25 protein-coding genes are annotated in these 21204 nt (G+C 47.1%); 10 read left to right on the top strand and 15 right to left on the bottom strand.

The annotated features are described in order from the left end of the window. Nucleotides 1-62: 62 nt before the first annotated feature. Nucleotides 63-920: a universal stress protein gene (locus QGP82_RS32835; protein WP_499062119.1), complete on the bottom strand. Its 858-nt coding sequence runs from the start codon at nt 918-920 to the stop codon at nt 63-65. Nucleotides 921-1034: 114 nt separating this feature from the next. Between QGP82_RS32835 and QGP82_RS32830 the strand changes: the two genes are divergently transcribed. Then, nucleotides 1035-1472, top strand: a complete 438-nt coding sequence (locus QGP82_RS32830) for an acyl-CoA thioesterase (RefSeq protein WP_490793647.1) — start codon at nt 1035-1037, stop codon at nt 1470-1472. 18 nt (nt 1473-1490) lie between these two features. Here QGP82_RS32830 and QGP82_RS32825 read toward each other — a convergent pair whose 3' ends face one another. The 3 genes from QGP82_RS32825 to sodN all read right to left on the bottom strand — a co-directional run bounded on the left by QGP82_RS32825 (nt 1491) and on the right by sodN (nt 2995). Then, the gene (locus QGP82_RS32825) at nt 1491-1982 is read right to left on the bottom strand and encodes a GNAT family N-acetyltransferase (RefSeq protein ID WP_163663478.1); all 492 of its coding nucleotides are present in this window, start codon (nt 1980-1982) and stop codon (nt 1491-1493) included. 33 nt (nt 1983-2015) lie between these two features. Beyond that, entirely contained in the window at nt 2016-2444 is a 429-nt protein-coding gene (locus tag QGP82_RS32820) for a S24/S26 family peptidase (protein ID WP_163663476.1), read from the bottom strand. An 83-nt stretch (nt 2445-2527) separates the two neighbouring features. Beyond that, nucleotides 2528-2995: a superoxide dismutase, Ni gene (gene sodN / locus QGP82_RS32815; protein WP_006518321.1), complete on the bottom strand. Its 468-nt coding sequence runs from the start codon at nt 2993-2995 to the stop codon at nt 2528-2530. A gap of 345 nt (nt 2996-3340) precedes the next feature. Here sodN and QGP82_RS32810 point away from each other — a divergent pair, with 345 nt between their 5' ends. Continuing rightward, complete coding sequence (locus QGP82_RS32810) at nt 3341-4258, top strand: DNA/RNA non-specific endonuclease (RefSeq protein ID WP_490793649.1); 918 nt, start codon at nt 3341-3343, stop codon at nt 4256-4258. A gap of 36 nt (nt 4259-4294) precedes the next feature. Here QGP82_RS32810 and QGP82_RS32805 read toward each other — a convergent pair whose 3' ends face one another. Next, on the bottom strand, nt 4295-5173 hold the full coding sequence (locus QGP82_RS32805) for a dienelactone hydrolase family protein (RefSeq protein ID WP_163698716.1): 879 nt from the start codon (nt 5171-5173) through the stop codon (nt 4295-4297). A gap of 121 nt (nt 5174-5294) precedes the next feature. Continuing rightward, nucleotides 5295-6203, bottom strand: coding sequence for an AAA family ATPase (locus tag QGP82_RS32800; RefSeq protein WP_163663472.1), 909 nt, complete (start codon nt 6201-6203; stop codon nt 5295-5297). Nucleotides 6204-6384: 181 nt separating this feature from the next. On the opposite strand from QGP82_RS32800, the gene QGP82_RS32795 reads away from it, so the two are divergent. From QGP82_RS32795 to QGP82_RS32785, 3 genes are read left to right on the top strand one after another with little or no spacing between them, the layout of a single operon-like run. After that, nucleotides 6385-6948 carry a Panacea domain-containing protein gene (locus QGP82_RS32795; RefSeq protein ID WP_163663470.1) on the top strand — a complete coding sequence of 188 codons (564 nt, stop codon included), beginning with the start codon at nt 6385-6387 and terminating at the stop codon, nt 6946-6948. Continuing rightward, nucleotides 6949-7338 (top strand): hypothetical protein, encoded by a 390-nt coding sequence (locus tag QGP82_RS32790; protein WP_163698714.1) that lies wholly within the window; start codon nt 6949-6951, stop codon nt 7336-7338. Nucleotides 7339-7377: 39 nt separating this feature from the next. Continuing rightward, nucleotides 7378-7743, top strand: a complete 366-nt coding sequence (locus QGP82_RS32785) for a VOC family protein (protein ID WP_163663466.1) — start codon at nt 7378-7380, stop codon at nt 7741-7743. Between the two features lie 51 nt (nt 7744-7794). On the opposite strand, the gene QGP82_RS32780 is transcribed toward QGP82_RS32785, so the two are convergent. Then, a complete protein-coding gene (locus QGP82_RS32780; RefSeq protein ID WP_163663464.1) occupies nt 7795-8613 on the bottom strand; it encodes a TrmB family transcriptional regulator in 819 nt (272 codons plus the stop codon). A gap of 84 nt (nt 8614-8697) precedes the next feature. On the opposite strand from QGP82_RS32780, the gene QGP82_RS32775 reads away from it, so the two are divergent. After that, nucleotides 8698-9645 (top strand): branched-chain amino acid transaminase, encoded by a 948-nt coding sequence (locus tag QGP82_RS32775; protein ID WP_499062118.1) that lies wholly within the window; start codon nt 8698-8700, stop codon nt 9643-9645. A gap of 101 nt (nt 9646-9746) precedes the next feature. Next, the gene (locus tag QGP82_RS32770) at nt 9747-11051 is read left to right on the top strand and encodes a hemolysin family protein (protein ID WP_163663460.1); all 1305 of its coding nucleotides are present in this window, start codon (nt 9747-9749) and stop codon (nt 11049-11051) included. Nucleotides 11052-11115: 64 nt separating this feature from the next. Here the strand turns inward: QGP82_RS32770 and QGP82_RS32765 are convergent, their stop codons facing one another. From QGP82_RS32765 to QGP82_RS32745, 5 genes are all read right to left on the bottom strand, one after another. Continuing rightward, the gene (locus QGP82_RS32765; RefSeq protein ID WP_163663458.1) at nt 11116-11505 is read right to left on the bottom strand and encodes a response regulator transcription factor; all 390 of its coding nucleotides are present in this window, start codon (nt 11503-11505) and stop codon (nt 11116-11118) included. Nucleotides 11506-11590: 85 nt separating this feature from the next. Further along, nucleotides 11591-12274 (bottom strand): response regulator transcription factor, encoded by a 684-nt coding sequence (locus QGP82_RS32760; protein ID WP_163663456.1) that lies wholly within the window; start codon nt 12272-12274, stop codon nt 11591-11593. 113 nt (nt 12275-12387) lie between these two features. Then, the gene (locus QGP82_RS32755; RefSeq protein WP_163698709.1) at nt 12388-13143 is read right to left on the bottom strand and encodes a carbonic anhydrase family protein; all 756 of its coding nucleotides are present in this window, start codon (nt 13141-13143) and stop codon (nt 12388-12390) included. A gap of 303 nt (nt 13144-13446) precedes the next feature. Continuing rightward, nucleotides 13447-14103 carry a response regulator gene (locus tag QGP82_RS32750; protein ID WP_499062117.1) on the bottom strand — a complete coding sequence of 219 codons (657 nt, stop codon included), beginning with the start codon at nt 14101-14103 and terminating at the stop codon, nt 13447-13449. Between the two features lie 15 nt (nt 14104-14118). Then, on the bottom strand, nt 14119-15621 hold the full coding sequence (locus QGP82_RS32745; RefSeq protein ID WP_499062116.1) for a sensor histidine kinase: 1503 nt from the start codon (nt 15619-15621) through the stop codon (nt 14119-14121). Between the two features lie 415 nt (nt 15622-16036). Here QGP82_RS32745 and QGP82_RS32740 point away from each other — a divergent pair, with 415 nt between their 5' ends. Continuing rightward, nucleotides 16037-17233: a SagB/ThcOx family dehydrogenase gene (locus QGP82_RS32740; RefSeq protein ID WP_499062115.1), complete on the top strand. Its 1197-nt coding sequence runs from the start codon at nt 16037-16039 to the stop codon at nt 17231-17233. 58 nt (nt 17234-17291) lie between these two features. Here the strand turns inward: QGP82_RS32740 and QGP82_RS32735 are convergent, their stop codons facing one another. Together QGP82_RS32735 and QGP82_RS32730 are read right to left on the bottom strand one after the other, a co-directional pair. Continuing rightward, nucleotides 17292-18143, bottom strand: a complete 852-nt coding sequence (locus QGP82_RS32735) for an AraC family transcriptional regulator (RefSeq protein ID WP_163663446.1) — start codon at nt 18141-18143, stop codon at nt 17292-17294. A gap of 108 nt (nt 18144-18251) precedes the next feature. Then, the gene (locus QGP82_RS32730; RefSeq protein WP_499062114.1) at nt 18252-18965 is read right to left on the bottom strand and encodes a queuosine precursor transporter; all 714 of its coding nucleotides are present in this window, start codon (nt 18963-18965) and stop codon (nt 18252-18254) included. Between the two features lie 89 nt (nt 18966-19054). Between QGP82_RS32730 and QGP82_RS32725 the strand changes: the two genes are divergently transcribed. Next, complete coding sequence (locus tag QGP82_RS32725) at nt 19055-19240, top strand: hypothetical protein (RefSeq protein WP_163663444.1); 186 nt, start codon at nt 19055-19057, stop codon at nt 19238-19240. Nucleotides 19241-19243: 3 nt separating this feature from the next. After that, nucleotides 19244-20134, top strand: coding sequence for an AEC family transporter (locus tag QGP82_RS32720; protein WP_163663442.1), 891 nt, complete (start codon nt 19244-19246; stop codon nt 20132-20134). Here the strand turns inward: QGP82_RS32720 and QGP82_RS32715 are convergent. Continuing rightward, complete coding sequence (locus QGP82_RS32715) at nt 20120-21169, bottom strand: bifunctional riboflavin kinase/FAD synthetase (protein WP_163663440.1); 1050 nt, start codon at nt 21167-21169, stop codon at nt 20120-20122. The genes QGP82_RS32720 and QGP82_RS32715 overlap by 15 nt on opposite strands. Between the last annotated feature and the right edge of the window lie 35 nt (nt 21170-21204).

Here is a 21204-nt window from a genome sequence, read left to right as displayed (position 1 = left end):
TGTTGAATTTGGCATCAACACTCAACTCAAAATTCAACACTCCCCAAACCAATCAGCTTTACTTAATTAGTTGCCATACGAGTCAGTAACACCGGACAGGGAGCATTGATACGCACATAGTCAGACAAAGACCCACCTAGCAACCGATCAATATCAGGTAAGCCTTTAGCAATGGAAGGACGTCGGTCAGGGGAACCCAGAATCAGTAGATTCACATTGAGCTCATCAGCCAATACACAAATACGCTGACCCGGTTTACCGGCTGGAGCCAAACAACGATAGTTGATACGATACCGCTTTGCTTCAGCGATGGCAGGCGCTAGAACTGGATCAGTCTCTGGATTTGCGTTAATGGCCTCATCAATGGAGTTACGCAAGTTTGATAGCGTATGAACAAAGATCAATTCACTGTCCTGGATATCACGGGTGAGGTCGATGGCAACTCTCAGCGACTCTTTTGCCATATCAGATTTATCTAAGGCAACCAAAACTCGCTTAATGGGTCGAATGCTATATATATCATCCTTCACCAGTAGCATGGGGCGAGAGGATAGCTGAAACACATACTGACTGACCGAGTTTTTGAAAATTGCCTTTAGACCACCGAGCCCACGGGAGCCCATAACAATCAGACTGGCGTCAATTTCATCAGCGACCTTACACACCACATCTTTAGGATCGCCCTCTCGTAGCATAGGGGTTACCTTCGATGCTTCGATACCCAAGCGTGTCACCGTGTCTGACAACTCTTGTTCACTGTCAGTACGCTGATTACCCATGTCGTTGGAAGCTGTTTGAGGCGGGATAGCCTTTAATACAGTTACCTGCGCTCGCTGAATCATGGGGATTTCCAGCAGGGCCTTAAACATTGTCTCAGTGTTGCCTGGGCCGGAGCTGGCCAACAAAATCTTCTCGATCATTGACTAAATCCTATTGGATAAACTCTCAAGGATGTATAAATATCTATGATAAGCACCCTGTTTTCATAAACTTGATCAGGGTTCACAATTCGTAGTTTGACAGTCAACTTATTTATGACTAACCGCTGGTTTGACTATGGTTTTCGAGTACAGCCTCATCACACCGACTATGGTGGTATTGTCTGGCATGGCACATATGTTCAATGGATGGAAGCAGCCCGGGTGGAGTGTCTTCGTGCCCTGGAATTTGCATTCGAAGACTTTGTCAAAGCAGGCTATGACTTACCTGTCATCGACCTGCAATTACGTTATCACCAACCCCTGATCTTGGGAGCCAAAGGATTGGTTAGAACGCGATTAGATATACAACGCAGTGTCAGAATGAATTGGCTTTATGAAATTTACGATACGACAGAAGACGCACAAAAACTATGTATTACCGGTCAAGTATTGCTGGTTCCTATAGATATCAGCAAACGAAAAATTGTCCGGCGCTTACCTCCTGAGCTCCAGCCTATGTTGGACTCACTATATCAATATTTTGTAGATTGATGGACCACTAGTACTGCACTACTGCTCACTGCTAGCCAACTCTTCCAAAGCTATACCCGCAACACGACAGGTGCGCCAATCATTGAGCATCACGGCACCTTTAGACCTATAGAAATCAATGGCAGGCTGATTCCAATCCAAAACACTCCATTCAAAACGGCCGCACCCTTTAGCCAAAGCTGTCTGGGCGAGATATTGAAAAATGGCAGTACCGATACCTCGACGGCGATATCCAGGCAAAACGAAGAGATCTTCTAAATAAATACCTGGTTTCATTAAAAACGTAGAGAAATTAAAAAAATAAAGTGCAAACCCAGCAGGTGCTCCATCAATACGCGCAACAATCGCGTGGGCTTTAGGACTGTCGCCAAAGAGATATTTTTCTAAATCTTCTGGCGCACCACTCACTTCATGGGCCAGATTTTCATATTCCGCCAGAGCCATAACAAGCTCAAAGAGTAATGGAATATCATTGCGGGTTGCGGGGCTAATAGTAATGGGGGCTACCATTGAGCAATTAATCAAAAATGGGTGGAGACACAACTACTTTGAGACAGCCAAACGGCTCGTAACGCGGCCGATAACACGGTTCGCTGCTATGACACCAAAATGTCGACTATCACGGGCTTGCGGCTCACTTGTATTATCGCTGATCAGGTATACACTACCGTCATAGAAGATTTCGCCGACCCGTTTTATGAGGAGCAATACAGCAGAGTTATCAGGTGCAACAACCTGACTAGTGCGTACTTGGGCGATGGCAATATCACCAACCTGCACTGCTCCTCCCATCTTGGCTAAAATCGTATCTCCAGGCATCAGCGTTGGCACCATAGAATTCTCACGAACCACAAACCGTCGCCGTCGCCCTGATAGCCATTGAATATACTCCTTCCATCCGGCACTAGGCAGTACACTTTTGTGTACCTCACGTGATGGGCTATACCCATTTCCCCTTTTACGACTTACCATTCACAGCCTTTGGTTATGAATACAAAAATCCCGCAAGGGAAAGACCCTGCGGGATTGCTATAGAAACATGAGCTACATAGCTACTAGCTAGCGGTATACCAAGCCACATCACGGCCCTTAGTTGCCCAGAAGATGGTGTGGATCTTCTCAACAGCAGCCATGAGCTCTTCAGCATGCTGCTGGCTGACCTCTACCTTGCAGGCAGAGCAAAGTTTTGCCGCCTTCCAGAAAGTATCGTGCAAATCAGGATAGGACTCTAAGTGCACGGGCTTAAAATAGTCAGTCCATAGAATCAGGAGATCATCCTTAGTCTTTTGAGCCTGCTCTTCCTTGATCGCGATGTAGCGAGAAAGAGTGTTCGCGTAGACTACTTTACCAGCGGCATCTGCTGGCTCTTCAAGGGCCAAAATTTTCTTAGTCATCGAGAGCACAGCTTCAGCGGTGATGCGGGCAGCAGAGGGATCATAAACACCACAAGGGCCATCACAGTGAGCGTGGACCTCAGTAGCAGGGAACCAAGCGTTTAGTAATTCAATTGCGTTGTTGAGCATAATCACCAATCGATTCAATAGTTGATGGGGCTTCTGCTAGAAACTTCGCCGGCAAGATCGTTCAGCGAAATCGTCCAGCGAAATCGTCCAGCGCAGTTAACAGTATACTGCCGTTTTCCCATCCCTCCATGGGGGATAGCAAAGGATGTATAAGGATTTATTTTGTAATATTTATAATATTTTTGTACTAACCTCAGGGTAAACTCATGGGTGAAAATATAAGTACTTTTAAGCGGAACCTTGAGGCATCAGAATTTAGCATATTGGCTACGCTGGATACGTTATTCAGTAAGAACATCAGCTTTCTTACTCATACTGACAAGTTGCGATAATTTAGCCACTCAATTGGCCGATCCCAACGCCCATCTTCCCCCCTGTGTCGAGCAAAATTGTGACTGTGGTGATTTTGTCAGTCAAGACCTGGCGCAATTAGTCCTTAATGACATTCAGGGTGACCCCCATAATTTGGACGGTGATGATAACGGTCGCGCTTGTGAACAACTGCCTCAAAGTACACCAGCATTAGACTGGGAAACTTATTTTTCTAACAATCCCCATATTGCTCTGGGCAATCCTAGCCACGCCGGGCAAGAAAATATTAATAACTATTTAATTGATAGAGAGCAATATGTTCTGGCTTACAGTCAAAGTCGAGGTGTATTGCGTTGGGCTAGTTGGGTCTCAAGTCGCGACTGGATTGGTAGTACCGAGCGACAAAACAACTTTCGCCCGGATGGCATTTTACCCAAGGGGACATATAAAGTAGCCCCTGGAGACTATACCAATAGTGGTTATGATCGTGGGCATATGGTGCCTTCAGCGGATCGTACAGCTAGCAAAAAAGATAACTCGGCAACATTTTTAATGACCAATGTTTTTCCTCAGACGGCTGAGAATAATCGTGGACCCTGGAAAGAGCTGGAAAATTATTCCCGTGACTTGATCTATCAGCAAAATAAGATCCTGTATATCGTTGGTGGAGTCTATGGTCAAAAGCAACCTATTGCTAAGGAGCGAGTTATCCCTCCCAGCCGTACCTGGAAAGTGATTGTGATTTTTGACGATGAACCAACTGTGGATAACGTTTCTTACAACACTGAGATCATCGCTGTGGATATGCCTAATAACAAGCGTCTCGATGATCAATGGCAAACGTATCAAACCTCTGTTGATCGAATTGAGCTTGCTACAGGTTACGATTTACTATCGGATGTTCCTGAGGCTTTACAAATTGAGCTTGAGGCTAAACTAAGTGCCCATTAGAAATTGCAGCCCTTTCCACACCGCTGACAAATACGTTTAACTATTGCTAAGATGCTGCCTTAGAAACGCTATAGTTCTTTGCCAGGCAAGGTCTGCCGCGTCAGCGTTGTAACGGGTGCCAGAAGGATTCGCAAACGCATGATTGGCTCCTTCATATATATAGATATCAGTATCTTTGCCAAGGTTCTTGAGCGCTGTCTCAAATGATTGAACTGTGTCGGGAGAGGGGTTGGTATCCAAAGCGCCAAAGTGTCCTTGAATTGGCATTTGTAAGGGTTCAAGGGTGGTTAGATCAGTGGATAGTTGGCTGCCGTAATAAATCACAGCCGCGTCAAGATCTTCAGGTAGCGCCAGGGCTGCATTGAAAGACCAGGACCCACCAAAACACCAGCCAATACTGCCAACCTTAGGGGCCTGTTGTTCATTGGTAAGATAGTTATGGGCGGCTATCACGTTTTGAGTCAGCCGATCTGAGTTTTGAATAGCCGCTTGCACTAAGGTTTTAGCTTCATCGCGGGTTTCTGCTACCTGCCCATCGTACAGATCAACAGCTAAGGCGGCGTAGCCTTCAGCAGCAAGGCGACGGGTCATGGTGCGAATATTGTCGTTAAGGCCCCACCATTCTTGAATCACAATTAAGCCTGGTAAAGGTTCAGTGGCCTCTGCGGGCTTAACAAGATAGCCTTCAAATGGAATGCCATCAAGGGTTCCATAGGTAACATCCTGTGCCGTTATAGTCTCAGCTGCAACATCTTTGGCTGCAGGAGACGCCACTGGAACATCGTCGTTGTGGAGTTCTGCTATGGCCTCGCTTTGGTCATTAGCAGGAGTTTGACTAGACGAAGGAGGATTGATCAAGGTACAGCTAAAGGCGAATAGAGCTGTCACCAGGGCAAGACCCAACAGTTTGCGCATTGTTGCTAACGCGAGAGTAACGCTTAAAGAGTAATCGATTTTTCTAAAGATAACCTGAGAAACATGGGTTGAACCGTGTCAGGGCAGGTACGCACAAGGCGAGTAGGCACAAGGCCGTCCCCTACGGGATGGGCACCGTGTCTAAAAGCTGGGCAATGATGGGAGCGCTTTTGTGGCCGCCACTGGCAATGATTCGATGGGCTAAAACAGCTGTGGCAAGGGTCTTGACATCGTCGGGTAGAACATAGTCTCGATCTTCTAGAAAGGCTAAGGCTTGGGCTGCGCGATAGAGAGCCACTGTCCCTCGTGGGCTAACACCAAGGGCAACATCCTCATGGTCACGGGTGGCACGCACCAGATTAATCATGTACTGCTGTACGGAGTCTTCGACCCTGACCTGCTGACACTGCTGTTGCAGACTGTGCATTTCGTCTAGGGTAATGCAGGGCTCTAGATCAGTTGGTTTAAATGGCTGGGTCAAATTTTGCAGCATCTTCAGTTCTTCTTCAGCACTGGGGTAGCCCAAGCTTAGGGATAGGGCAAAGCGATCCATCTGGGCTTCAGGCAATGGAAATGTTCCTTGATACTCCACAGGATTTTGGGTTGCAATCACGAAAAACGGTTCGGGTACCGGGCGAGAAACGCCGTCGAGGGTCACCTGATGTTCTTCCATCACTTCGAGTAGTGCTGACTGAGTTCGCGGTGTCGCACGATTAATTTCATCGGTCAGTAGTATGTTGGCAAATACTGGTCCTGGCATAAACTGAAACGTGCCGCTGCTGGGGTTCCAGATATTTGTGCCAGTGACATCGCTGGGCAGTAAATCGGGTGTGCACTGCACCCGTTGAAATTTTCCATCAATGCAGCGGGCTAGGGACTTTGCTAGTAAGGTTTTTCCCACTCCAGGGACATCTTCGAGCAGAACATGACCACCGGATAAAAGTGCCACCAGCACCAGGCGAATGGGCTCTTCTTTGCCAACAATGGTTTTATTCAGGTTCTGAACGATTTGGTCGATGCGATCGCGCATGGTTGCCCTTAGTGAACTGCCTACAGCTTACCCACACAGTTCAAGGTTTTGGAATGATGTAGCTCACAGGCAAACGTTTTTAGAGAACTTTGCCCCATGCCACCTACGGATGACGGGGGGCGTTGCATTGCCTACAATAAAAATGTACTAGGTCGAGGTGCGCCACAAGGTAATAAACGCGATGACCATTGAGTTTCAGTTTCAGCCAGAGAAAGCAATAGCAGCTGCAGCCCTGTTATTAAAGTGCCATGGTGAACCGATAAAATATCTTGGGTTGCTCAAGATGCTGTACATTGCCGATCGAGTCGCGTTGGCACAAATGGAGCAGCCGATTACGGGTGACCATTATGTGTCCATGGACTATGGTCCGGTCCTTAGCGGTGTTTATGATTTGATCAAGGGGCAACCCGTTGATGATGCGCTGCCTCTGTGGTCCAAATTTATCTCTCCCCGTGAAGACAACTGTGTTTCTCTGCTTGAAGATCCAGGCAATGGAGAACTTTGTGAAGAAGAAGAAGAGATCCTTCAACAGGTGTATAACACGTTTGGTCATTTGGATCCTTTTGAGGTCGCCGAGTGGACCCATGATTTACCTGAATGGAGCGATCCTGAAGGATCAGCCATTCCCATTGTGGTAGAAGAGATTCTTAAAAATCTGGGCAAAAGTGATGCTGAAATTATGCGCATTCAAGACGATGTTACGCGCGAGGCCTATCTCGATCAAGTTATAGAGGATGAGGGTTAAATGGCTAGCCTCTCTATTCGTCTCGGCGATGCGTTTTTAATTAAAACACCGCCGAAAGGGAAGCATTTGTATATTGCGATCGCAAAAACCACTAAAACTCGACACCTATTTGTCAGCGTCAATAGTCGCCAACCCAAGTCAGAAACTGTCTGTATTCTCAAACCCGGTCCTGATGTGCCAGACTTTATCATTCATGAATCGGTTGTTAATTACCGATTTGCCCGTGAACTAACAGTTAAGGAGTTAGCCAAATTGCTACCCATGGGACATCGCACCCATAAAGGCTATTGCTCTAGAGCCGTACTCCAACACATTCAAGCCGGTGGATTAGCCTCGAAACGGTTGAAGAACCGCTATAAGCTTGCCCTTAAAGATTTTTTAGAGATGTAGTGCCACAAATTTCGTAGTCCCCTTACCCAAGATCAGCTCATGATTCAGCGTACCCTCTACGTCATTGCTGTCCCCAATCTTGAAATCTCAGCCCCTTTCTACCGCGATGTTCTGGGCTTCACCATCGAAGACATGGGGGACCCAGGCTGGCGGATGTATAGGCGTGATGGCTGCCGCATCATGGCTGGAGAATGCCCCAATGCCATTCCGGCAAGAGAGCTAGGCGACCATTCTTATTTTGCCTACTTTGTTGTGGATGATGTGGACAGTGAGTATAACAAAGTGACAGCTCACAATGTGGAGATTGTAAAACCCCTACGCGATGAACCGTGGGGCATGAGAGAGTTTGGTTTACGCACCATTGATGGTCATCGTCTGATGATTGGGAAAGATTTGGATGAATAAATAAGCTAACAATAAAACCCTACACCTGGTAACGGTCGTGTCTCTTACCTTTTAACCTTGCAGTGGTTTGGCATCACCTTCTCTCCAGAGTGCTTCAAAGGAGAGTTGTAAGGTCTTTGCTAGCCCTGGATGGGTAACACTCAATGCCGTAAAGCTGGGAGAACTGACCACCGGGTCCTGCAATGACAGTAGCGTCACCCGCTCATCAAACAGCTGCATTTTAAACGGCACTTCTGCAACAAATCGTACCTGTTGCCCCCAGTCCTGGCACTGGCGGATAAAGTCACGACTGCTAGGATCTTGCCACACATTGTGTTCGTAAATGGTGCGATAGGTAATGCCTTGTTTCAGGGGACCTTCCACGAGTTTTAGGCCATCTTCATAGCTAAGTAGAGAGGGATAGGTAAAAAATACGCAAATGCTATGTTCAGCGGCCTGGGCCAAATGGCTGCCTCGTTCATTAATGTGGTTGGGATCTGACAATACTTCGACATAGGCCAGGGGATCTTGATTGCGATGGCCTGCTGCATAGAGTGGGGCTAGGGCGGCCACCATTGCCTCAGACTGTTGTTGCTGGCGAGATAGTTCGGCTGCGTACTGACGCTGTTTAGCTTGCACTAGTCCCGGTAAGGCCTGGGTCGGATCAACGGCCTGGAATAGGCGTTGTCTGCCAGAGTGGCGTTCGAGGGCAAGGTTGCGATCGCACAACCCCCGTAACACATCATAAATTCGCTGCCGAGGCACCTTTGCCTGGGTTGCTAGTTGAGATGGGGTAAAATCCTGCCGTTCTAGCAACGCTAGATAGACCGCCGCTTCATAGCGGGTCAACCCCAGATTCGTCAGATTTTCTAACTGCTGTGCATCGCTCATAGTTCTGTGACAAGAAATGACACCACTGCTCAGTGGTGCTATTGTAGAATCCTGTCAGTCATCACACAAGTAGCATTACAAACCATGAGTATCACCACGCTTCAGCGCCCTGCCGAGGCCAAATTCGCAGCACCTAATTTTCTGCCAACGGCTTATTTTCGCAATCAGTTTGTCCCCTTTGACCAAGCTCAAATTTCTATCGCCACCCATGCACTCCACTATGGCACCGCTGTTCTCGGCGGCATTCGCGGTTTCATCATTGACGGAGAAGCGTTGATTTTTCGTCTTGAGGCCCACTGTCAGCGCCTGAGCAACAGCGCTAAATTTATGGGCTACCACCTTTCCCCAGATGCACTTCAAGCAACACTCATTGAATTTGTACAACGCAATCAGCCTGCTACAGCCTTCTATCTCAGGCCGTTGATTTACACGTCTGGGCTGGGTGTCGCTCCTCGATTTCACCAAGTCGAAAAAGATTTACTAATCTATGGTGTACCCATGGGGGATTACCTCGCTCGCAATGGTGTACGCTGTCGCATTAGCTCTTGGGCACGGCAAGAAGATCGTAGCCAGCCCCTCCGAGGTAAAACCACCGCCGCTTATATTGCCTCAGCCCTCGCCAAAACAGAAGCCGTAGAATCCGGCTTTGACGAAGCCATCCTGATGAACTCCCAAGGTAAGGTCAGCGAAGCGTCTGCCATGAATCTATTTCTGGTGAGAAATGGCCAGCTGATTACCCCAAGCTTTGACCAAGACATTTTAGAAGGCATCACCCGCGACAGCATTCTTACCATTGCCGAGAATTTAGACATACCAGTCATAGAGCGGCCTGTTGATAAATCTGAGCTTTTTATTGCTGACGAGATTTTTCTCTCAGGAACTGCTGCTCAAATTACACCTGTTTTGAGTATTGAGAATTATGATCTTCCCTCAATGCAGCCCATAACCCATCAGCTTCGGGAAAGTCTTCAATCCATAATGCTCGGGAAAGAGCCGCACTACAATAGTTGGCTCACAAGAGTAAACGTTTAAATTTGGCGCAACACTCAGGTACGCTGCTCAAATCAGCAGTGATCAAAGAGGGAGACAACAGACTAATAGTAGGATAAAGATTCTGCTGTTTGCTTGCTCTTATGCTCACGAATATTCTGATCATTTTGGCGTTAATCATTGCCAATGGCGTGTTTGCCATGTCTGAGCTGGCCATTGTATCAGCTCGCAAGGTGCGCCTAGAGCAAGCTGCTCGCAACGGTGATCGTCGTGCCCAGGCGGCCCTCAAGTTATCTAAACGTCCCGATAACTTTTTCTCTACGGTGCAAGTGGGCATCACCCTGATCAGCATTGTCAGTGGTGCCTTTGGAGGCCAGGCCCTGTCAGCCCCTATGGCCGCCTTGATTAATAAGATTCCTGGTTTGGGGACCTATGCCAATACCCTGGCTTTTCCGCTGGTGGTTGCTATTATCACCTATCTATCACTGATTTTAGGGGAGCTAGTGCCCAAACAAGTGGCGCTGACCATGCCCGAGGCCATTGCAAAAGTCATTGCTCGGCCCATGGCGACCCTCTCAAAACTAGCCGCTCCCATTGTTGCCCTGCTTAGCTTTTCAACCAACCTAGTGGTGCGCGTCCTGAATATTCAACCCGACCGTGGCCCCAGTGTCACGGAAGCAGAAATTCGGGCCTTTATTCAACAAGGGACTGAGGAAGGCACGTTAGAGGTAGCTGAACGGGAAATCATGGAACGGGCGATTCGACTTGGAGACCGCCAAGTTACCTCTATCATGACGCCACGCCCTGAAATCATGTGGCTAGATTTAGAAGATACTGCCACAGAAAATCAACGCAAGATTATTGCCAGTCGCTATCGTCGTCTACCCGTATGCCAGGGTAGTTTAGACAATATTCTCGGTCTGGTCAGTGTTAACTCCCTATTAAATCGAGCCCTGAACCAAAATCCTTTAGATTTAACCGTAGATCTGGAACAACCCCTGGTGATTCCAGAAATATCGCGATCGCTACCCCTACTCGAGCAGTTCAAACGTTCGCGTGTGCACACCGCTCTTGTGGTTGATGAATATGGCGTCATTCAGGGATTAGTCACCCTGTGGGATATTCTGGAAGCCCTCGTGGGAGATGCGCCATCTCTTGACGAACCTGGCGATCAGCCGCGCCAACGGGAAGATGGATCCTGGCTACTCGACGGCATGATGAATATTGAGGATGTCTATTACTGTCTTGAATTAGGAGACTTTTCTGATAAAACAGTTAGCTACTATACCCTGGGGGGCCTAGTGATTCACCAACTTGGGCGCATTCCCACAGCAACCGATCGCTTTGATTGGAATGGATTCGTCGTAGAAGTGATGGACATGGACAGTAATCGGGTGGATAAGGTACTAATCACACCCAAACGTAATCCCTGCGAAGATGAAGGATGACGGCACCATCTCTCCAACCCTAATCCATAGATTCTATGGATTAGGGCTGGAAAACCTGACGTCCTCAGCCGACCTTAGCTTCTGCAATGTTCTGTTCTGTTTCTCCTAAAAGGCGTTTGATTTTGGCCAATAACTCACCAAATCGAAACGGCTTATGCAGACAGTCATCGGCTCCCAGCTCAATCGCTCGAGCGCAGTCGGACTCTCCAAGGGCTGTAATAATCACAACCGGTGGAGACTGATTCATTTTGCGTAAATTCATTAATACATCAAATCCATCGAGCTCAGGCAAACCCAAATCTAAAACGATCAGGTCGAAAGACTCAGAAAGAGCTATATCCAGAGCCTGGCGACCATTAAACGCTGATTCAGGCTGGTGATGCTGTCTCCTAAGTCCCTTTTCTAAGAATGTGACGATTCGAGGTTCATCATCCACAAGTAAAATCTTGGCCATATTCAGAATTTAATATTCGTTCACACTGTGCTACTGTTCAGCATGCTAGACGATATTAAAATCTCGATGATACAGCGATGAGAGCTTATTCATGTTTCAAACGGTAGCCTAACCCTCTAATGGTCTCAATGAAGTGGCGGCCCAGTTTTTTGCGTAAATAGCCAATATACACATCAACAATATTGGAGCCTGGATCATAGTCGTATCCCCAGACGTGATCCAATAGTTGTTCTCGACTTAAGATTTGACCAGGATGGCGCAGAAACGTTTCAGCAAGAATAAATTCTCGAGCTGACAATTTAATCGAGCGTCCTGCTACACGTACTTCGCGAGAATGCAAATTTAGTTCAACCTCTCGGAATCTTAGGATGTAAGTATTAGATGTGTCGGTGTGGGTCTGTTGGAGATGGGCATTGCGTAGACGAGCTTGGATCCGCATTAGCAATTCTTCAAACCGAAATGGCTTGGTCAAATAATCGTCAGCACCCCGTTCAAACCCAGCGACTTTATCGTTAATTTCATGACGAGCAGAAAGAATAATAATTGGCACGGAGATACCTTGCCCTCGAAACTCATCCAGCACAATTAGACCATCTTTATTCGGCAACCCTAAATCGAGGATGATCAGGTCAAACTGTTGGTGGAGGGCAAGTGCGATCGCATCGTCCCCATTATCTATAATGGTTGGGGTATAGCCATTTGCCCGCAGCCCTTTCTCCAGGAAAGATGCCACGCGGGGAGAGTCTTCGATAATCAAAATACGGCTCATAGCAGTTATAGAGCAAGGTTGAGAAAGAGAAAACATTGGCAATAAGACCCCAATTGCTACAAAACCGTATCTTAAATAAGCTAGAAATATCTCTTAAATAAGCTGGAAACATCCTAGTTCGCTTCTAAAATCAATCGATTATGGTGAGGTTGAACAGGTCGGGCAGTTTCACCTAAAACAGCGATAAATTGCTCTAGCTGGGTAATAGAAAGAGTAATCGGATCTCTCATAATAATCCACGTAACACTTTCACTGTAGGGTGGCTCTGTCCAAGAACCTGAATAACGGTAGTAAGCCCTTAGGTTGTCAGGTAATAATTGAGCAGCATCAATCGCTACATTGTCAAAAGTCTTTTTGAGCCCTGGTGTGGCAGGCATATGGTCCCAGATACTTTGCATCACAGGATTACCTTCCCCAACTTCAACGAATACTCCTACAATTACAACGTGCTCACCATAGCGGTGCACAAGTTGAACTTCCATCGCATAGGGCATACCAGCGACAACATGTTCGCTCGGAGCCTGGAAATGCACTTCCTCTAACGTATACAGCTGTTCATCCAGGGTCAGCGTACTACCAAATCGATAATTAACCTGAATAGTATTACCATTGTGCACAACTGTCAGAGGAACAGAATGATAATCGTACTGTAACGGAGTTAAATCCACTTGAATGGTGGTTTGGAGTTCAATGGGAGACTGTCGTTGCTTGTCAGGACATGGCCTGATTGCTATCCCTTTATATGATGAGTAATAAGATCTCTGATTAATAAGAGTGCCAGCAATAAAAGCGCCAACAATTCCCAAAATTATTAAAAAAGACTTCATCCAGTGATGACACAGTAAATGCTTAGCTGATAGCCACGACATAGATAGAAAGCTCCATATAAAGTACCTCTCTCAAGAGAGACGACAGCGAGGAGCCATCCTAAAACTATTGATTAAAACCATCTTGTCCGTTGAAAACGGACAAGACTATTTATAAAGGTTATGGGGTGGAGAAAAATGATTCACAGCCAACTTGAATAAACAGCTCCCATAGCAGCCATGCTGCATGTGCTCCATTACTATGGCTTAGACATGATGATTTGTAATACTATCTATTGACCGTTTCTATGGTTCCAGTGGATAGTCTGCCAGATATCCACCTGGCTATCCGCAGATGGCACAGGCTTAAATCAGACCTTCACGAACGGCTTTGGCGGCAGCTTGCACTCGGTCATCAACACTGAGTTTATTCAAAATAGTACGCACATACGCCTTAATGGTGCCTAAGGATAGGTAAAGCTGATCGGCAATCTCTTGATTTGAACAACCTTCACTAATCAGTTGCAAAACCTCACGCTCGCGATCCGTAAGCATCGAAGGTGCTTTATCTTGAGCGGGAACCGGGGCTGTCGTTGATTTCAACATTGAAGAAAGCTTGTGGGCAATCTGCGGCGCTAAATAGGTGCCGCCGCCCTGGATCAACCGTAACACTGCTATTAACTGCTGCCATTCAATACTTTTGAGACAATAGCCATCTGCCCCTGCTGCCAGCATACCCACGACCTGGCTATCTTTACCGAAAGCACTCAATGCCAGCACTCGACTCTCCGATTCTGTTGCTTTAATGGCTTGAGTTGCTGAAATACCATCCAGAACAGGCATTTCAATATCCATCAAAATAATATCAGGCTGTAGTTGAGCTGCCAGCTCAATAGCCTGCTGACCGTTTTCAGCCTCGCCGACCACTTTAAAGTCATCTTCTAAGCTAAACTGTCCCGACAAGCCACGCCGCATTAGGGCATGATCTTCCACCAAAAGAACACGAATAGGAGCAGTTCCCATAGTTACCTCGAAATGTCAACCAGACTCCAAGCTCGGGACATCACATGTAAGGGCATTCGTTGATAGCATAAACCAAAAGGTAGCCCCCTTACCTGGAATACTCTCTACCCAAATTTTACCGCCATGGGCCTCAATAATTTGCCGACAGAGGTAGAGGCCCAGACCAGCTCGTCCTTGACGGCCTGCAACTTGAGAAAACCGATAAAACAACAAGCCGATCTCTTCCTCCTTAAGACCTGGTCCCTGATCACGTACGGCTACATACACACTTAAATCATGCCGCGATGTCACTGCAATTGAAACCGGCTTCCCTGGCTTACTCAGCCGTACAGCATTATCGACTAGGTTTTGCAAAACCCTTTGAATTTCGATGGCATCACCGTACACGACCGGAATCTTAGACGCGATGTTGACCTCTAATACACATTTCCCTTCCGAGCTATTTTGCTCCCAAACAATCACCCGATTACAAATTTTATCCCAGTTCAAAGGTTCACAGTTAAGTAGCTGACTACCCCCCGCTTCATAGCGACTAATATCTAGCAGTGCCTCCACTAGCTTAATCAAGTTATCGTTAGCTTCACGATAGTCTTCTAACAAATCTTTGAGCAAATTACTCACTGGGCCAAATGCCCCTCCAACAATAGCGTTGAGGGTACCACGGTTAGCCAACAAAGGAGTCCGTAAATCGTGGGATAGTGTACCGATTAAATCTTCTAGCTGTTGATTGCGTTGTTGAATCCGTTCTTGCCGTACGCTGATCCCCTCAGCCATACCATTCAGCGTAGTTGCCAGGTCTCCCATCGGATCTTCTGACACATGCTGAATTCTCCTATCCAATTGACCATGCCGCCAGTTATCCCCGACCCTTATAAGTTGTCTTAAAGGTGTGAGAATACGACGGCGTAGCAGAATTAAGTTCAGTGCACTGCCAACAACAATTAGCACAATGGCAGTACCACTGAGGCCTAAGCCCCAAACATTTAAGCGATTTAGACGGTTTAGTCGCTGATTCTGTGCTTCTAGGATAGACTTCTCATACTCTAGAATGCGATTGACTGCTTCCCTCAGAGTATCTAATGAACTTTCCTCCGCTAAGCTATTTCGATCAAATGAGCCATCGACAACCGGCTGTGCAAATTTTCGTAGCCACTGATTATGAAAGGTTTCAATCAGCGATAGAGTACCCTGCTGAGATGGATCCTGAGCTAAAAGGGTTGAAAGAGTTGCCAAACTTGATTCAAACTGTTGACGTCCAGCTTGATACTGTTGTAAGTAATCCTCATTTTCGCTAAGCAAATATCCACGCAGGGCCACTTTTTCTTCTAAGGCAGATCTCAGTAGGCGCTCGCTTTCACGCTTGATTTCAACGGTCTTAGTAATCTCTTGGGAGGTCCGTTGTCTGGCAACACTCACGGCTACACTCAGCACTTCCTGAGCTAATAGCAGGACAACTAACACCGTAAAGCTGGCATAAAACGGTGCAAATAAGCGCTTTCTGAGAAAAGATAAGTCCAATGGCTCAGTTCGTTAAGGATTCAGTATTAGTCATCCAACTTTGCCAGTATATGAGGTTATATGGTCTTCTAGTCATCTTTATCAAGGCAGTATACGTTTCTGACATCAAGGCGATTCAAGGCAAACGATTCAAATCATGAGAGCAATCTCATGATGATCTTAATGCTTTCTTAGATGCAATGGGTCTAATAAAAGTTAGGCTCAGCGGCTTGTTTTGGATAGTAGTTGCTGCCTAAGCAACCAGCGCATCTGCCCCCATAGCCAGCTTTGCGCTGGTTTTATTCCACACAGAGCATTGTCAACATAGGTGGTACTCCTTAGCCGTCGAGATGCTTTGCTCAAAAACTCTTGATAGGCCCTACGCACATCCCACAACGGCTCGCTAGACTATTAGACAAGCGCTTTGTGGGGGCCTATGGCAATAGTAAAACGGCGCGATCTTGACTATGTGGTGATTACCCTACTCATAGGTAGCAGCATCTACGTTTTTATCACCGGACTCATCGCCGATACAATGGGGCTGCATCACTTTGGCTTTCACAGTCAGGTGGGGTATTTGTGGGTCACCCTAGCCACAATTCATCTCATCCAAACCTGGACTCGGGTTAAAGCCTTTATGCGCAATCGATTGCGAGATCGCCCTCAAGAACCTTCCCTAACCAAAGTTCACCCTAAATCAACAGCCACAGGCCAATCAACAGTCACAGGCCAATCAACAGAGGCCCCACCTCTTCCCCCTAAACAAGTCGTCTTACCAAACAGCGGACGCCGTAATCTTCTTTTGTTTATTTTGGCCATCGCCACTGGCATTGGCTTTGAGCGTTTGATTTCCCCTTCAGAACCCGGTGGCCTCTCTGATGTCAATTCTGATGTCAATCAGGATATAGGGCAGCTTTACCATAGGTGGAGTCAGCCTGGATATGGGGAAGCCATTGCCACTATTTTCAATTGGGGACAAGCGCCACCGCTGTACAAGACTTACCCAGATGCCCAGCAAATTGAACTGCCCCAATTTCCCCTCTCAGAGGAATCATCACCTACTACGCTGAATCTAGCGACAACTTTAACCACTCGGAGATCGCGCCGTAACTACAACCCCCAGAGCCAGATATCGCTAGATACACTTTCCCAATTGTTATATCTAGCTCAAGGCATCACCTGGGATGAGCGAGAGTTTCGGACAGTGCCCTCTTCTGGAGCGCTGTATCCTTTAGAAATTTATCCGATTGTCCACCGCGTCGAAGGATTAGAGCCAGGACTTTATCACCATGCTGTGGAGCATCATCGGTTAGAATTGGTACAATCTGGGGACCTCCGTCAGCCACTTATCAGAGCAGGCTTAAACCAGGAGTTTCTGGGCGAAGCACAGGTTTGTTTTGTGATCTCAGGCATTTTCCAACGCACTCGCTGGAAATATCACGAACGCACCTATCGCTATGTACTAATGGAAGCCGGACATCTAGGTCAAAATTTATATTTAGCCGCTACAGCCTTGGGGCTTGGTGTTTGCGGTGTTGGTGCTTTCTTCGACGATGCACTCAATGAATTATTAGGTATCGATGGTATAGAAGAAGCAGCCTTATACTTAGTGACTGTAGGAAATATTGCATAACCGCTGCATGGATGCTGTTAAACAGTGCTACTCTCTGATTGTTTAAGGCAACTGATGATTATCTGACAGCAATAAGTCGACAGCCTTGGACATACTGTCCAGGGGTTACCCCAAGCATTTTTTTAAAGTGTCGATGCAGATGACTTTGATCGGCAAAGCCAGTCGCTAGAGCTGCTTCAGCAATGGGATGTCCTTCAGCTAGAAGGGTTTTAGCCTGATGAACACGCACATGATTGAGGTAAGCATGGGGAGGTAAGCCAATCTGTTTCCTAAATGCTCTCAGCAAACGAAATGGGCTTAAGTTTGTCAGCCTAGCTAATTCGTCTAGTGAAATATTACGGGTGTAGTGACAGTGAAGATACTCTCGGACCTGTTGAACAGAATAATTTTCTTTGCCAACAGATTTTATCTGGGGACGATTGCTGGCATATCCATGCACTAGCTGCGTTAAGCCCCATAAAAAACGAGATTCTTTTTCTAAGGATGAGGGAGATGTTTCGAGCGTGCGATGGAGATTAACTAACTTTTGATTAAGGCACTTATCTTGGATAACAGGAGATGAAAAGTAGGGAATTGCCCCTGAACATTCACTCAACTCTTTGGCAGCCTGCTGTAGCCAATCGATAGCTGGCAAAAGCGTTCGATAGGTCCACCCTGTCTCTAAGACCGCATGCCCCGTATGCATTTCACCAGGGTGAGTAATCACCACACTCCCAGGGGGCGCAATATGACTGGCACCACGATAGTCAAACTCCATTGCGCCTGACTCGACAATGGCGATGCCAAATCCCTCATGGGCATGACGCGAGAAAGCGTATGTCACATACGTGGCATGGAGCATTTCTAAACCACGCAACGCCGGATCACGCCAAAACTTAACACGTTCTTTAGGGGCTGCTCGACGACTCATTGATAGATACACACACATTTAAAGACTCAGTGTAGCGATAAGATCTATCAAGCAACCTGCTTATTGTAGATTTGCTTCGACCATTAAATACCCATAGGAAGACCTGGCTTATCGAGATATGGGACCTGGTAAAAGGTGAAAGGGGTTGAAATTTGTATGGCGATCGTAAAAGTCTTCGTTTTCTTGGTGTTTTAGCCAGCCGGTTAATCCATAGGTGATGGGGGTAAAGAGAATTTCTACACCGCACTTAAAGATGTAGTTGGACACAACTAGAGTCACCATCAGGCTGGGAGGAAATAGGCCCCAGAATGCGATCGCAATAAATAATCCTGTATCCAACACCTGGCCCACCAGCGTAGACGAAATCGTCCGCACCCATAGCTGTCGACCTTTGGTCGCCACCTTCAACTTGGCTAAAATAAACGAATTGGAAAACTCACCAACGACATAGGCAATCAGGCTAGCCATAACGATCCTTGGCGTCAGCCCCAGGATCTGATCATAGGCCTCTTGGTGGGGCCAATCTGTAGCAGCAGGTAGCGCCCCCACCACCATAAAGGTGACAGACATAACCAGTGCAGCCATAAATCCCGTCCAGATCACCTTGCGAGACCGGGCATACCCGTAAACCTCAGTCAGGATATCCCCAAAAATGTAGCTGAGGGGGAATAGTAATGTGCCACCATCAAAGGTAAAGATACCAAAATCAACAATTTTGGTCGATGTCACATTAGAAATCAACAGTACTGTGACAAACAGAGCGGTAATGGTATCTAAGTGTCTAAAGCCACGCATTGGATGCTGAGGAACAGGTTTGGTCATGGAGTCTAGGCAATAATCTGGATGCAACCCACTAGTTAAGGATACTAGGCGATACCATACCCCTATGGCCAGTACTTAAAATAGAAGTGATGCCTGACTTCATTTGGGAGAAGCTAGACTGTAAAAACCAGCCAATTGGTGGCTTAGGTGCCTGGAGGGCTAAGGTGCCAGGCGGTTGGTTGGTGGCCATTCGCTGTGGTGGTGGCGAGGGTAGCGGCATCACCTTTTATCCAGATCCTAACCATGAATGGGATGGCGGTTCTCTTGATTCTTAGGGTATGGGCATTTTAATTTCAGCTGTCCTGCCCATCGCACTGGTGGCACTGGTGGGTGTTTGGGTGGGGCGTATGTTTACGCTAGAGCGGCAAACCTTAGCACGGTTGAGCATTTATGCGTTAGTGCCAGCGCTTGTACTGCACAGCTTAGCTAAAACAACATTGGAGTTAGGCAATGCGATCGCAATCCTCATCGCCTTTGTTCTCCACACCACCGTACTCTATCTACTTGCTGTCACCCTGGGTAAAGTACTCAAGTTCTCATCAGATGAGAAAAAGAGTTTAATCGCCACAACAATCTTTGCCAATGTGGGTAACATGGGTCTTCCTTTTGTTTTATTCTCCCTAGGAGAAGCCGGACTCGAACGAGCCATTGTTTACCTGGTGGGCTCTAGCCTGATGACTGCCAGTGTCTTCCCTATAGTGCTCAAAGGAGAGGGAATTCTTAAAGGCTTACGCTATACCGCGTGTTTACCGGTTTTGTGGGCTGCGATCGCAGGGCTTATTTTACAAGGCACAAGCACCGTACTGCCCATATCGATCGATCGAGGTGTCACCCTTTTAAGTGAAGGCGCGATCCCAGTTGCTCTATTAATGCTAGGCATTCAGCTGTCGGAAACGCCGTTTGTATTTGGCCGTTACGAGCTCATGGGGGCAGGACTACGATTAATCGTGTCACCACTGATAGCAGTTAACATTGCTAACCTAGTGGGGCTCACTGGTATTGATCGCCAAGTTGTTATCTTACAAGCTGCTATGCCTGTGGCAGTGAATTCGTTAATCTGGGTGATCGAACTGGGCGGGGACACAGTGCGAGTTGCCAGAACCATTGTCGTGTCCACATTACTCAGCCTAGGCACACTCCCTATCGTGCTGTGGCTAAGTAACCGGTGATGTGGAGATATTCAACATTTCTTTTGCTGTCACACAATCTTTGACAATTTGTTCTTTTAAGGCATCCAAAGACTCAAACTTCTGTTCAGGTCGAATAAAGCTTTCTAAACCAACTGTTAGAGTCTCTCCGTACAAATCCCCTTCCCAATCAAATATATGTACCTCGACACTCAAATCCTGACCTGCAACCGTAGGGCGATTACCGATGTTCATGACACCCAGCAAAGGTTTCTGATTTGGTAGAATGCCAAATACTTTAACGCTATAAACGCCCTGGCAAGGAATAAATTTATCGCTTGGCAACTTGAGGTTAGCGGTTGGGAATCCAATTGTACGTCCTAACTGCTTTCCTAAGGTCACTTGCCCGCTGAGGGCATAGGGTCGCCCCAGTAGATGATTGGCTTTGGTTAGCTCGCCCTCCGCCAGAGCTTGCCGAATGCGGGAGCTGCTGATGCGTCCTTCGGCATCATTGTGCAGCGGGATAATGGTAACTGGGATATGGTGACGGGTTGCGATCGCATACAGCAACTCAGCATTCCCGCCGCGCCCTTTACCAAAGTGAAAGTCGCTCCCCACACTAATATGCGTCGCCTGCAAATCCTGAATCAGGATCTTTTCCACAAACATCGCCGCATCCAAGTTAGCCAATGCCGCATCAAACGGCAGCAGCACGAGTTGATCTACCCCTAAACAGGCCAACTGGCGACTTTTTTCTTCCAGCGGCGTCAGTAATGAGCGCGACTGACCGGAAAAATACTCTTTGGGATGGGGAAAAAACGTAACTACCGACGCCCACTCAGCAAAGCCAGATTTCGATGATTCAGAAACAGACGCTACGCCAGGCAAATCACTATAGCCAGAGGCCGCAGCGGCCTGCAAACACATATCGTCAGCTAAGACCAAAGAGGGCAGACCGCCCTTATGGGTTAAAACAGGTTCAATAACATGCTGGTGACCGAGATGGACACCATCAAAGTTACCGAGGGCAATTTTAGTCGGCTTTTTAGCCGATGTAGGAGATGAAGTAATCCACACGCTTTACATTTTTACATAAAAATCTGAGCATAGCG

Origin of the sequence: Leptothoe sp. LEGE 181152 (assembly GCF_032906605.1) — a bacterium.
GTDB lineage: Bacteria > Cyanobacteriota > Cyanobacteriia > Phormidesmidales > Phormidesmidaceae > Leptothoe > Leptothoe turfae.
Note: the sequence above shows the minus strand (reverse complement) of the source record. Positions and strands in the feature narration are given on the sequence as shown.

Bases quoted from the DNA above. Each gene is read 5' to 3' on its own strand.
- QGP82_RS32750 (WP_499062117.1), bottom strand. From the start codon at position 14,103: ATGGGAACTGCTCCTATTCGTGTTCTTTTGGTGGAAGATCATGCCCTA.
- QGP82_RS32735 (WP_163663446.1), bottom strand. From the start codon at position 18,143: ATGAGTCGTCGAGCAGCCCCTAAAGAACGTGTTAAGTTTTGGCGTGAT.
- sodN (WP_006518321.1), bottom strand. From the start codon at position 2,995: ATGCTCAACAACGCAATTGAATTACTAAACGCTTGGTTCCCTGCTACT.
- QGP82_RS32825 (WP_163663478.1), bottom strand. From the start codon at position 1,982: ATGGTAGCCCCCATTACTATTAGCCCCGCAACCCGCAATGATATTCCA.
- QGP82_RS32805 (WP_163698716.1), bottom strand. From the start codon at position 5,173: ATGCGCAAACTGTTGGGTCTTGCCCTGGTGACAGCTCTATTCGCCTTT.
- QGP82_RS32800 (WP_163663472.1), bottom strand. From the start codon at position 6,203: ATGCGCGATCGCATCGACCAAATCGTTCAGAACCTGAATAAAACCATT.
- QGP82_RS32820 (WP_163663476.1), bottom strand. From the start codon at position 2,444: ATGGTAAGTCGTAAAAGGGGAAATGGGTATAGCCCATCACGTGAGGTA.
- QGP82_RS32765 (WP_163663458.1), bottom strand. From the start codon at position 11,505: ATGGCCAAGATTTTACTTGTGGATGATGAACCTCGAATCGTCACATTC.
- QGP82_RS32720 (WP_163663442.1), top strand. From the start codon at position 19,244: ATGGGCATTTTAATTTCAGCTGTCCTGCCCATCGCACTGGTGGCACTG.
- QGP82_RS32725 (WP_163663444.1), top strand. From the start codon at position 19,055: ATGCCTGACTTCATTTGGGAGAAGCTAGACTGTAAAAACCAGCCAATT.
- QGP82_RS32795 (WP_163663470.1), top strand. From the start codon at position 6,385: ATGACCATTGAGTTTCAGTTTCAGCCAGAGAAAGCAATAGCAGCTGCA.
- QGP82_RS32755 (WP_163698709.1), bottom strand. From the start codon at position 13,143: ATGTCGTGGCTATCAGCTAAGCATTTACTGTGTCATCACTGGATGAAG.
- QGP82_RS32790 (WP_163698714.1), top strand. From the start codon at position 6,949: ATGGCTAGCCTCTCTATTCGTCTCGGCGATGCGTTTTTAATTAAAACA.
- QGP82_RS32780 (WP_163663464.1), bottom strand. From the start codon at position 8,613: ATGAGCGATGCACAGCAGTTAGAAAATCTGACGAATCTGGGGTTGACC.
- QGP82_RS32740 (WP_499062115.1), top strand. From the start codon at position 16,037: ATGGCAATAGTAAAACGGCGCGATCTTGACTATGTGGTGATTACCCTA.
- QGP82_RS32835 (WP_499062119.1), bottom strand. From the start codon at position 920: ATGATCGAGAAGATTTTGTTGGCCAGCTCCGGCCCAGGCAACACTGAG.
- QGP82_RS32830 (WP_490793647.1), top strand. From the start codon at position 1,035: ATGACTAACCGCTGGTTTGACTATGGTTTTCGAGTACAGCCTCATCAC.
- QGP82_RS32785 (WP_163663466.1), top strand. From the start codon at position 7,378: ATGATTCAGCGTACCCTCTACGTCATTGCTGTCCCCAATCTTGAAATC.
- QGP82_RS32730 (WP_499062114.1), bottom strand. From the start codon at position 18,965: ATGACCAAACCTGTTCCTCAGCATCCAATGCGTGGCTTTAGACACTTA.
- QGP82_RS32770 (WP_163663460.1), top strand. From the start codon at position 9,747: ATGCTCACGAATATTCTGATCATTTTGGCGTTAATCATTGCCAATGGC.
- QGP82_RS32775 (WP_499062118.1), top strand. From the start codon at position 8,698: ATGAGTATCACCACGCTTCAGCGCCCTGCCGAGGCCAAATTCGCAGCA.
- QGP82_RS32760 (WP_163663456.1), bottom strand. From the start codon at position 12,274: ATGAGCCGTATTTTGATTATCGAAGACTCTCCCCGCGTGGCATCTTTC.